The sequence below is a fragment of the Rathayibacter sp. AY2B7 genome (assembly GCF_002931635.1).
Lineage (GTDB): Bacteria > Actinomycetota > Actinomycetes > Actinomycetales > Microbacteriaceae > Rathayibacter.
This window is the reverse complement of the sequence record NZ_PSUC01000116.1, coordinates 1-10323: the sequence shown is the minus strand read 5'-3', so window position 1 is coordinate 10323 and position 10323 is coordinate 1. Positions and strand designations below refer to the sequence as shown.

The window sequence follows — 10323 nt, the reverse complement described above, 5'->3', positions numbered from 1 at the left end:
ATGACGGTCGCGGCCTGCTCGTTCGTGGCGTAGAGGTTCACGTAGACGCCGGCGGGCGCACCCAGCTCCTCGGCCGCGGTGCGGAACATGTCGGCGATGGCGGCGGCCGACTCCGGGCACTGCGGCGCGTGCTTGAGCAGGATCGTGTTGCCCGCGACCAGGTTCGGGCCGGCGAAGCGGGCCACCTGGTAGTAGGGGAAGTTCCACGGCATGATGCCCAGCAGCACGCCCAGCCCGGCGCGGCGGATCAGCGCGGAGCCGGTGCCCTCGGCGAGCTCGATCGGCTCGTCGGCGAGGAAGGCCTCGCCGTTCTCGGCGTAGTAGCGGTAGATGTCGGCGGCGAAGCCGACCTCGCCCTGCGCCTGGTCGAGCGGCTTGCCCATCTCGCGGACGATGATCGCCGCGAGCTCGTCGGCGCGCTCGACGTGCAGCTCTGCCACGCGGGCGATCAGCGCCGCGCGGGTCGCGACGGGCACGGTTCGCGACCACGAGGAGTAGGCGTCCTGCGCCGAGCCGATCGCCGCGGTCAGCTCGGCGTCGCCGAGGGTCGGGTACTCGCGGAGGGTCTCCCCCGTGGCCGGGTCGATCACGGCGTAGTGGGTGCTCATGCGGGCTGTGCTCCTTCGCGGTGGGGGGCCGGTGCGGTCGCGCCGTCCTCGTCGATGATCTCCTGTGCCAGGCGCCTGCCGACGCGGACGGCGCCGTCGACGTGCTGGTAGCCCTCGGCGGCGAGGTCGCTCGTGCCGAAGCGGAGCGGACCCACCGGCTCCAGCTGCAGCGCGCCGTACCGGGTCAGCCCGCCCAGGTCGAAGCTCGCGGCGTACGCGCCCTGCGTCCACTCCTCGGACGCCCAGTCGCTCTCGTAGTAGACGACCGGATCGAGTGCGGCCGGGCCGAAGTAGGCGGCGAGCGAGTCGAGGATCGCGCCCTTCCGCTCCGCCTCGTCGAGCGCGAGCACGCGGTCGGCCTTCTCGTCCGAGACGAAGCCGACCAGGGTGCCGCGCTCCTCCCCGTGGTTCGAGTTGTCGTAGGCCTCGTGCACGAGCGAGTGCGGGCTGAACGCGGTGCCGGAGAGTCCGTCGGCGCGCCAGAAGGGCGTGGCGTACGTGGCGTGCACCTTGATCACGAGGCCGAGCGACTGGTGCTGCAGGGCCTGCTGCCGCAGGCGCGGGAGCGGCGGGTCGAACGAGATGCGGCCGACGAGGTTCGGCGGCACGGCGACGATCGCGCGGCGGGCGCGGAGGACGACGCCGTCGGCGCGCACCTCGACCCCGTCGTCGCCGTAGCGGACGGAGCGGACCGGGTGCCCGAGCAGGACGCGCTCGGCGCCGAGGCGCTCGGCGAGCCGCTCCGGGACCTGCTGGAGGCCGCCGATCACGCGCTTGTCGAGGATGAAGTCGGCGTCGACCAGGTTGCTGAAGCTCCCCGCGCTCGCGGCCATGAGGAGCGCCTGGAGGAGGGAGAAGGCGTGCGCCGGCTTGGTGAGCATGGCGTCGGCGAGGAAGAGGGCGATGTTGGCCCGCGCCTCCTCGTCGTCGCTCTGCTGCTCCAGCCAGGCGGCGAAGGTGACGCGGTCGTAGTCGCGGGCGAGCGGATGCGTCCACGGCGCCGCCGGATCCGTCTCGGCGACGAGGCGGTCGAGCACCTCGATCAGGCGGGAGATCTCGGACTCGGTGCGCTCGCTCCCCGGGAAGATGTCGCCGGTGAAGCGGCGAGCGGAGCCGTCGGCGCCGATGTAGACGCTCTCGCCCTCGCGGTAGCGGGAGTAGGTGCCGAGGCCGAGCTCGTCGAGGGTCTCGAGGAGCGCCGTCTGGTCCGGCGAGACCCACTGGCCGCCGAGCTCGAGGAGCTGCCCGTCGACCACGCGGGTCTCGAGCCGCCCGCCCACGCGCTCGCGCGCCTCGACGACGACGACGTCGAGTCCGTGCTGCTGCAGCCGGAGCGCCGCGGTGAGTCCGGTGGCACCGGCTCCGATCACGACGACGTCGTGCTCGCTGGGGGACATGACTTCTCTTTCCGTCGGTGATCGCGGGAGCGGACGCGCGAATACGGACGATCCTGTCACAGAAGCGGAGGAGAACGGCAGTGAGCGCGCCCGATGGAGGGCGGACTCGGAGCGCCCTCCACTGAACTACATAGGCGTGCTATATTGTTTCTCGTGCCCGATTCCAGTGCCCCCGTGCGTCTCGCCTCCGCCGCTACCGCACTCACGCGGTTCGCGGGCCGGGCGAGCGGCGCGACCGGGCTCGGCGCGCAGTCCGGAGCCGTCTGGTCGACGCTCGCCGAGCTGCGCACCGGCTCCCCCTCCCGCCTCGGCGAGCTCGCCGAGCGGGTCCGCGTCACCCAGCCGACGATGACCGGGATCATCGCCCGGCTCGACGAGGCCGGCTGGATCCGCCGCGTCCACGACGCCGACGACGGCCGCGCCTGGCTGATCGAGGGCACTCCCGCCGGCTTCGACGCCCTCGCCGAGCACCGGCTCCGCCTCGAGGCCGCCCTCGCCCCGCTGTTCGAGGACCTCGACGAGGACGACCGCCTCGCCCTCGAGCGCGCCGCGACCCTCGTCGAGGCCCGCGTCGCCCGGATCGCCGGCACCCCCGTCCCCTCCTCCCCCGAGAAAGGCTCCACGCCGTGACCACCTCCCCCCACTCGCCCGCCCAGGGCTCGATCCTGAAGCAGCCGCTGGCCGTCTGGGCCGTCGCCTTCGCCGCGGTGATCGCCTTCATGGGAATCGGCCTGGTCGACCCGATCCTCCCGGCCATCGCCGAGAGCCTGCAGGCGACTCCGACCGAGACCTCGCTGCTCTTCACGAGCTACCTCGTCATCACGGGCGTCGTGATGTTCTTCACCAGCTGGCTCTCCAGCCGCATCGGCGCCAAGAAGACCCTCATGATCGGCCTGGTGCTGATCGTGGTGTTCGCCGCGCTCGCCGGCACGGCGGGCAGCGTCGAGGGCGTCATCGGCTTCCGCGCGGGCTGGGGCTTCGGCAACGCGCTGTTCATCTCGACCGCCCTGTCGACCATCGTCGGCGCGGCGAGCGGAGGCTCCTCCGCGGCGATCGTGCTCTACGAGGCCGCGCTGGGCATCGGCATCGCCGTCGGCCCGCTGCTCGGCGGGCTCCTCGGCAGCGTCTCGTGGCGCGGTCCGTTCTTCGGGACCGCCGTGCTGATGGCCGTCGGCTTCATCGCCATCGCGACGCTCCTGCGCGAGGACGGCCCCAAGCCCGCTCCGACTCCGCTCTCGGCGCCCTTCGCGGCCCTCAAGGTCCCGGCCATCCGCACGCTGGCGGGCGCCGCCCTGTTCTACAACATCGGCTTCTTCGTGCTGCTCGCCTACACGCCCTACCCGCTCGGGCTGGACGAGATGGGCCTCGGCTTCACGTTCTTCGGCTGGGGCCTGGGCGTGGCGATCACCTCCGTGTTCGTCGCTCCGCTGCTCACCCGGCGCCTCCCGCGCACCGTCGTGCTGCGCTCGGTGCTGCTGCTGCTCGCGCTCGACCTGATCGCCGGCGGCCTCGTGATCTCGTCGCGCGTCGGCCTGATCGTCTGCATCATCGTCGGCGGCCTGCTGCTCGGAGTCGTCAACACGGTGCTCACCGAGTGCGTGATGGAGGCGACCGACCTGCCCCGCTCCGTCGCCTCGTCCGCCTACTCCGGCGTCCGCTTCCTCGGCGGCGCGATCGCCCCGCCCGCCGCCTCCGCCCTGGCCGCCGCGATCTCGCCGGCCTTCCCGATGTACGCCGCGGCGGGAGCCGTCGCCGTCGCCGCGCTGATCGTGCTGCTCGGACGCCGCACCCTGGCCCGCGCCGACGCCCACGAGCCCGAGCCCGAGCTCGTCGAGGCGCAGGCGATCACGCTCGGCGAGTGACGCGCCCACACATGCGCGCACCAGCTCGCCGAGGGATCGCGAACGGTCGTCATCCGGGCGGGGTGGCGACCGTTCGTGACGCCTCACGGGAGAGCGCGCGCTCAGGAGTCAGGGCGCGACCTCGAAGAGGCGCGGGCGCAGCGCGGACGTGCGCGGGTCGGCGGCGCAGGCGGCGAGCGCCGCCGCGAGGACGCCGCGGGCCGGGTGCGGCTCGCGGACGTACACGTCGACGCCGGCGGGCGTGAACGGCGTCCGGGCGAAGCGGGTGAGCGCCCAGCCCGCCTCCTCGTCGGCGGCGACGAACGACCAGCGGCTGCGGGCGAGGAGGGTCAGCGGCTCGACGCCGCGCCAGCGGAAGCCGGACGGATCGTGCGGGTCGGGGGTGTCGATCCCGACCACGTAGTGCGAGCGCGTGCGGCCGCGCCAGCTGACGACGTCGCCGATCCCGCCGGTCGGGAGCGGCGCGTACGTGATCGCCACCCCCGACCGCGAGCGCCAGAGCGGCAGCGAGGAGCCCCGGACGAACCAGGTGCCGCTCGCGAGCGCCCGGGCGTCGATCATCGGAGAGCGTGCTTGATGTTGGTGCGGGCCAGCGCGACGGCCTCGCCCGCTCCTCCGTTCATCACGATCTTCGAGACCGCCAGCGCGAAGCCCTTCACCTGCGCGCCCGTGATCGTGGGCGGGAGCGAGAGGGCGAGCGGATCCGTCACCACGTCGACGAGGACCGGGCCGCCGTCGGCGAGCGCCGAGCGGAGGGCCTCCTCCACGTCGCGCGGGTCCTCGACGCGGATGCCGCGGATGCCGATCGCCTCCGCCACCTTCGCGTAGTCGACCATCGGCACGTCGACGGCGAAGTCCGGGAAGCCGTCGACCAGCATCTCGACCTTCACCAGCCCGAGGGTGGAGTTGTTGAACACGACGATCGTCACGGGCAGCCGGTAGGCGGCGACCGTGACCAGCTCGCCCATCAGCATGGAGAGCCCGCCGTCGCCGCTCAGCGAGACGACCTGGCGACCGGGGTGCGAGAGCTGCGCGCCGACCGCCTGCGGCAGCGCGTTCGCCATCGACCCGTGCATGTACGAGCCGAGCAGGCGCCGCTTCCCGTTGGGGGTGATGTAGCGGGCCTGCCAGACGTTGCCCATGCCGGTGTCGGCGGTGACGATCGCGTCCTCGGAGAGCAGGCCGTCGAGCGTGGACGCGACGAGCTCGGGGTGGATCGGGCTGCGCGTCCCGACCTCGGTGTACTTCCCGACGACTCCGGTGACCAGCTTCTCGTGCTTCTTCAGCGTCTTGTCGAGGAAGCGGTGGTCCTTCCGCTGCACGAGCGGGGTCAGCGCGGTGAGGGTCGCCGCCACGTCGCCGTGGACGGGGTGCGCGACGCTGACGCGGCGCCCGAGCTTCGAGGCGTCGCTGTCGACCTGAGCGATCACGACCTTCGAGGCGTCGGGGAGGAACTGCTCGTAGGGGAAGTCGGTGCCGAGGAGGAGGAGCAGGTCGGCGTCGTGCATGCCGGCGTGAGCCGCTCCGTAGCCGAGGAGGCCCGTCATGCCGACGTCGTAGGGGTTGTCGTACTGGATCCACTCCTTGCCGCGCAGGCTGTGCCCGACGGGCGCGCCCACCAGCTCGGCGAAGGCGACGACCTCGTCGTGCGCGTTCTGCACTCCGGCGCCCGCGAAGATCGCGACGGTCCGCGCCTGGTCGATCGCAGCCGCGAGGGCGCGGACGTCGGCGTCGGCGGGGACCAGGACGGGCGTCGACGGCAGCACGAACGCGGGGAAGCCGTCAACCGCCTCCAGTTCGGCGATGTCGCCGGGGAGGGTGACCACGGCGACTCCGCGGAGCGCCACCGCGCTGCGCATCGCGGCGTTGACGACCCGCGGCGCCTGGGCGGCGGTCGAGATCAGCTCGCGGTAGTTCGAGCACTCGACGAAGAGCCTGTCCGGGTGCGTCTCCTGGAAGTAGGACGAGCCGATCTCGTTGCTGGGGATGTGGCTCGCGATGGCGAGCACCGGGGCGGAGGAGCGGTGCGCGTCGTAGAGGCCGTTGATGAGGTGCAGGTTGCCGGGGCCGCAGCTGCCGGCGCAGACGGCGAGGCGCCCGGTGAGCTGCGCCTCCGCGCCGGCGGCGAAGGCGGCCGCCTCCTCGTTGCGCACGTGGATCCAGTCGATGCCTCCCTTCTCGGAGCCGCCGCTGCGGCGCACCGCGTCGACGATCGGATTCAGCGAGTCCCCGACGATCCCGTAGATGCGGGAGACGCCGGCGTCGATGAGCTGAGCGATGAGCTGGTCTGCGACCGTCTTCTGAGCCATGACCCCATTCGACCGGACCGGGCTGAGCGTCCGCTACTCCGGAAAGTGGAGATCCGGATCGAGTGCATCCCCCTCGGGACGGATGCCCTGCACCCCTAGCCTGGGAGCCGTCACAGGAACACCTCCGTGCCGAAGATCCCGGGAGTCGCCATGAACCGCCGCAGAACCGCCCTCGTCCTGGCCGCCGGCGCGGCCCTCGCCCTCGGCCTGACCGGCTGCTCGGGCCTGAACGGCCTGATGGGAGGCGAGACCCGCGACGACGAGACCGGGGAGATCACCGAGGGCGGGACGACCGACGTCTTCCAGCTGCGGGTGGGCGACTGCCTGAACGGCGAGCTCAGCGAGGAGGCGACCGAGGTCACCGACGTGCCGACCGTGCCCTGCACCGACCCGCACGTCTACGAGGTGTTCCAGAACCTGACGATGGCCGACGCCGACGAGTACCCGGGCGAGTCCGTCGCGACGGAGCAGGCCGAGACCGACTGCGTCACGGCGTTCGAGTCGTTCACCGGGATCGGCTACCAGGACTCGGCGTACGACTTCAGCTACTACTACCCGACCGCCGAGAGCTGGGGCACGGGCGACCGGACGATCAACTGCATGATCACCGACCCGAACGGGCCGAGCACGGGCACGCTGGCGGGCGTCGCGGCCTGATCGCGATCTCCGCGCGCGGCGGTGCCGGTCCCGCCGAGCGCTCCGCGCTCGGCCCGGGTCAGTCGCGGTCGCGCGCGGGGAACAGCCGCAGCAGCAGGCCGGAGCCGATCCAGACCACGGCGATCCCCGCAACGAGCCAGGAGGCTCCGAGGCCGGACGCCGCTCCCGCCAGCACAGCGCCGACTGCCGCTGCGGCGGAGCGCAGCCCCGCGCCGATCGTGAACACCTGCGAGCGGACGGCGGCGGGGCTCTCCTGGTCGCGCAGCAGCAGCATCGCTGCGTTCGAGGGGGCCGTGAAGACGCCCGCGACCGCGAAGGCGGCGACCGCCGCGACGATGCCCAGGTCGGGGACGGCGATCAGGAGGACGGCGCCGGTCGCGATGTAGGCGGCGCCCATGGTCCACGCCGGCGGACGGCGGGTCCAGCGGCGGGCCGCCACGGCGAGCGCGCCCAGCAGGCCGCCCACGGCGAAGGCGGTCAGGATCCACGCGGCGGCGTCGGTGCTGCCCAGCCGCTCCACCGAGAGGCTGATCGCCGCGACTCCCGCCGCTCCGCCCGCGACCTGGCTGAGGGTGCCCGCCGAGGTGACCACCGCGATCGGACGGTGCCGCACGAGGTGGGTGACGCCCGCGACGATCGTCCGCAGCACGCCGACCGTCGGCGCCGGACGGGCCTCCATCGCCAGGCCGAGCGATCCGACGACGCCGATGAGGGCGAGGACCGCCATGACGAGCATCGCGGTCCGCGCTCCCCCGACTCCGACCGCGAGGCCCACGATCGCCGGCCCGCTGATCGAGGCGACCGTGTACGAGAGCGAGTCCTGCGCGTAGGCGCGGCGCGGCTCCGGGATGGCGCTCGTGACGAAGCTCGACATGCCGCCCATGTAGACGGGCGTCGCGAGCCCCGCGAGGAGCAGCAGCACCACGATGAGCGGCGTCGGCACCTCGCCGAGGAAGGCGGCGACCGCGAAGGCGACGGCGGTCGTGAGCGCGGCGCCGACCAGGAGCCGGCGGGGGCGGCGGACCCGGTCGAGCACCGTTCCCACGAGCGGTGCGGCGATCACGGCGGGGAAGAGCGCCGCTCCGGTCAGGGCGCCGCCGAGAGCGACGTCGCCGAGACGCTCGACGGCGAGGACGGGGAGCGCGACGACCATGCCGGCGCTGGCCAGGCGGAGGGGGATCGACGCGGCCTGGTAGCTGACCGCGCTCATGCGGGACCGGGGATCGACATCACCTCCGATGGTGTCACGGCTGCGGGGCGGGGTCGTTCGGAGAGGCAGGCCACCGGCGTCCGAGCGGCCTGCGGAGCCTGCCCCAGGCGATCGGCGTCCGCGCCGCGAGCTCGGCCGCCGCCGCGACGCCCAGGCGCCAGGGCGCGCCGTGGCCGGGGAGGAGGGTCCGCGCCCCGGCCCCGGCGAGGACCCGCAGCGAGTCGAGGGACTGCGCCGTGTCGGCGGTGGCGGCGCGCGCGACCAGGTGCGGACCGGTGCGCGCGGAGTAGGGGTCGAGCGTGACCAGCGCGTCTCCGCCGATCACCGCGTCGCGCTCGGGCAGGTGCAGCGAGACGTGCCCGTCGGTGTGCCCCGGAGTCGCGAGCACGCGGGGCGATCCGGGCACGTCGAGCACCGCTCCGGCGGTCAGCGGCAGGGTCCCGTGCACGGGCGGCACCGCGAGCGCGCCCGCACGGGCCATCGCTCCGAGCACCGGGATCGCGGAGGGGTGCAGCAGCGGGTACACGAACGGCGTGCGCTGGCGGCGGTAGGAGTAGGGCTGCGCGGCGAGCGGCTCGTCGGCCGCGTGCAGGTGCGACGTCCCGGTGCAGGCTCGCGCCGCCCCCTCGCCGCTGCTGCCGGTGCTGCTGATCGCGCTGCTGCTGCTGGTCCATCGTGCTCCCGCCCCTCCGGGCCTGCGCCCGATCGCGACGACGCTACGAGCGTCTGCGACGGATCGGACAGGGCGTTGACGGCGGGGGTCCGCGTCGTGCAGGGCTCAGCGGCGCCGCCCGCGGAGGGCGAGCTGCACCGCCGCGAGCAGGAGGAGGACCGCGAAGAGGATCCCGGACACGCGCGCCGGCAGGAGGAAGGAGAGCGCCACTCCGGCGAAGGAGAACGCCGTCGCGGTGAGCCCGACCACGAGGCCCGCGCGCACGTCGAGCAGGCCGCGCCGGGCGTTCGCGATCGAGCCGGTGACCGCCGTGGGGATCATCGCGGCGAGCGAGGTGCCCTTGGCCAGGAGGTCCGCGAGCCCGAAGGCGCCGACCAGGACCGGCACGGCGATAGCTCCGCCGCCGATGCCGAAGAGGCCGGAGGCGACGCCCATCCCGATGCCGAGCCCCGCGAATCCGGGCCACACGCCCCAGCCCTCGGCGACGTCGCCGGTGTCGTTCGAGCCGAACACGGCCATCCGCACCGCCGCGGCCACGAGCAGCGCCACGAACATCCAGCGCAGCACGCCCAGAGGCAGCCGCGCGAGCAGCCAGGATCCGGCCACCGCCCCGAGCATCGCCGCAGCCGCGATCACCGCCGCCGGGACCCAGGCGACCTGGCCGGCGAGGGCGTAGCCGAACGCTCCGGCGACCGAGGTCGGAGCGATCGCGAGCAGCGAGGTGGCGGAGGCGCGGCGCTGGTCCATCCCGGCCCACGCGATCAGCATCGGCACCATCACGATCCCGCCGCCGACGCCGAACGCGCCCGACAGGGTCCCGCCGACCGCGCCGATCAGGGCCAGGACGAGCAGGGCGCGCGGGCGCATGCGCGCGGCCGTCCGATCGGGGAGGGGCACCTGCGGGGCGGTCGCGTCGGTCACGGCTCCATGCCACCACAGCACCGGGCCGAGGGCGAATCGACGAGCGTCGACCGCGTTCCTGAGAGGACCGGCCCGGCCCGGCCCTCCTCTCTGGCAGTTGCCTGGGCGGGCCGGATCCGACCGTGACGTTCGGCGTCGACGGAGCGTCCTACCTGCATACCCCGCCTGATCGAGCGATCGGGCCCCGAGCGAAAGAGGAGACCATGGCCGAGACCACCGCGACCACCACCCGTCAGACCAGCACCGGATCCGGGCGCACCGTGATCGAGGACGGCGTCATCGCCAAGGTCGCCGGCATCGCCGCGCGCGAGGTCCCGGGCGTCCACGCCCTCGGCGGAGGAGCGGCCCGAGCGATCGGCGCCATCCGCAGTGCGATCGGCAACGACGACCGCGGCCAGGGCGTCAAGGTCGAGGTCGGCGAGCGCCAGGTCGCCGCCGACATCACCATTGTCGCCGAGTACCCCGCGCCGCTGCAGAAGGTCGCCGAGGACGTGCGCTCCGCCGTCGCCGACGCCATCCAGCACATCGCCGGCATGGAGGTCGCCGAGATCAACGTGACCGTCCAGGACGTCCACATCCCCGAGGACGACACCCAGGAGTCCGACCCGCGCGTCGTCTGACCCGTTCCCCCCGCACCGACGCCCCGGGCCGAACGGCACCGGGGCGTCGGCGTGTCGGCGGCCCTG

The 10323-nt window shown here is 73.6% G+C and carries 11 protein-coding genes; 4 read left to right on the top strand and 7 right to left on the bottom strand.

Going from position 1 to position 10323, the window contains the following annotated elements; genetic code table 11:
- Positions 1 to 608 (bottom strand): aldehyde dehydrogenase family protein (locus C5C27_RS15030; RefSeq protein ID WP_146079709.1); only part of this gene is annotated, 608 nt, incomplete at its 3' end.
- Positions 605 to 2005, bottom strand: coding sequence for an NAD(P)/FAD-dependent oxidoreductase (locus C5C27_RS15025; protein ID WP_104314808.1), 1401 nt, complete (start codon positions 2003 to 2005; stop codon positions 605 to 607). The genes C5C27_RS15025 and C5C27_RS15030, both read right to left, overlap by 4 nt.
- A gap of 153 nt (positions 2006 to 2158) precedes the next feature.
- Between C5C27_RS15025 and C5C27_RS15020 the strand changes: the two genes are divergently transcribed.
- Both C5C27_RS15020 and C5C27_RS15015 read left to right on the top strand, forming a co-directional pair.
- Entirely contained in the window at positions 2159 to 2635 is a 477-nt protein-coding gene (locus C5C27_RS15020; RefSeq protein ID WP_181133559.1) for a MarR family winged helix-turn-helix transcriptional regulator, read from the top strand.
- The gene (locus tag C5C27_RS15015) at positions 2632 to 3867 is read left to right on the top strand and encodes an MFS transporter (RefSeq protein WP_104225140.1); all 1236 of its coding nucleotides are present in this window, start codon (positions 2632 to 2634) and stop codon (positions 3865 to 3867) included. Before C5C27_RS15020 ends, C5C27_RS15015 begins: the two co-directional genes overlap by 4 nt.
- A 108-nt stretch (positions 3868 to 3975) precedes the next feature.
- Here the strand turns inward: C5C27_RS15015 and C5C27_RS15010 are convergent, their stop codons facing one another.
- Positions 3976 to 4428, bottom strand: coding sequence for a hypothetical protein (locus tag C5C27_RS15010; protein ID WP_104225142.1), 453 nt, complete (start codon positions 4426 to 4428; stop codon positions 3976 to 3978).
- A complete protein-coding gene (locus C5C27_RS15005) occupies positions 4425 to 6176 on the bottom strand; it encodes a pyruvate dehydrogenase (protein ID WP_104226089.1) in 1752 nt (583 codons plus the stop codon). Before C5C27_RS15005 ends, C5C27_RS15010 begins: the two co-directional genes overlap by 4 nt.
- 126 nt (positions 6177 to 6302) lie before the next feature.
- Here C5C27_RS15005 and C5C27_RS15000 point away from each other — a divergent pair, with 126 nt between their 5' ends.
- Positions 6303 to 6833: a septum formation family protein gene (locus C5C27_RS15000; RefSeq protein ID WP_104238980.1), complete on the top strand. Its 531-nt coding sequence runs from the start codon at positions 6303 to 6305 to the stop codon at positions 6831 to 6833.
- A 58-nt stretch (positions 6834 to 6891) separates the two neighbouring features.
- Here the strand turns inward: C5C27_RS15000 and C5C27_RS14995 are convergent, their stop codons facing one another.
- The 3 genes from C5C27_RS14995 to C5C27_RS14985 form a co-directional block, all read right to left on the bottom strand.
- The gene (locus C5C27_RS14995; RefSeq protein ID WP_104238981.1) at positions 6892 to 8043 is read right to left on the bottom strand and encodes an MFS transporter; all 1152 of its coding nucleotides are present in this window, start codon (positions 8041 to 8043) and stop codon (positions 6892 to 6894) included.
- Between the two features lie 34 nt (positions 8044 to 8077).
- Positions 8078 to 8569 (bottom strand): MBL fold metallo-hydrolase, encoded by a 492-nt coding sequence (locus C5C27_RS14990; RefSeq protein ID WP_258066796.1) that lies wholly within the window; start codon positions 8567 to 8569, stop codon positions 8078 to 8080.
- Positions 8570 to 8821: 252 nt separating this feature from the next.
- On the bottom strand, positions 8822 to 9637 hold the full coding sequence (locus tag C5C27_RS14985) for a sulfite exporter TauE/SafE family protein (RefSeq protein ID WP_104314806.1): 816 nt from the start codon (positions 9635 to 9637) through the stop codon (positions 8822 to 8824).
- A gap of 203 nt (positions 9638 to 9840) precedes the next feature.
- On the opposite strand from C5C27_RS14985, the gene C5C27_RS14980 reads away from it, so the two are divergent.
- On the top strand, positions 9841 to 10257 hold the full coding sequence (locus C5C27_RS14980; RefSeq protein WP_104225148.1) for an Asp23/Gls24 family envelope stress response protein: 417 nt from the start codon (positions 9841 to 9843) through the stop codon (positions 10255 to 10257).
- Positions 10258 to 10323 lie beyond the last annotated feature (66 nt).

What these genes read in the sequence shown, in the direction of transcription:
- C5C27_RS15025 (WP_104314808.1), bottom strand. Translation starts at nt 2,005, where the DNA reads ATGTCCCCCAGCGAGCACGACGTCGTCGTGATCGGAGCCGGTGCCACC.
- C5C27_RS14980 (WP_104225148.1), top strand. Translation starts at nt 9,841, where the DNA reads ATGGCCGAGACCACCGCGACCACCACCCGTCAGACCAGCACCGGATCC.
- C5C27_RS15010 (WP_104225142.1), bottom strand. Translation starts at nt 4,428, where the DNA reads ATGATCGACGCCCGGGCGCTCGCGAGCGGCACCTGGTTCGTCCGGGGC.
- C5C27_RS15005 (WP_104226089.1), bottom strand. Translation starts at nt 6,176, where the DNA reads ATGGCTCAGAAGACGGTCGCAGACCAGCTCATCGCTCAGCTCATCGAC.
- C5C27_RS14995 (WP_104238981.1), bottom strand. Translation starts at nt 8,043, where the DNA reads ATGAGCGCGGTCAGCTACCAGGCCGCGTCGATCCCCCTCCGCCTGGCC.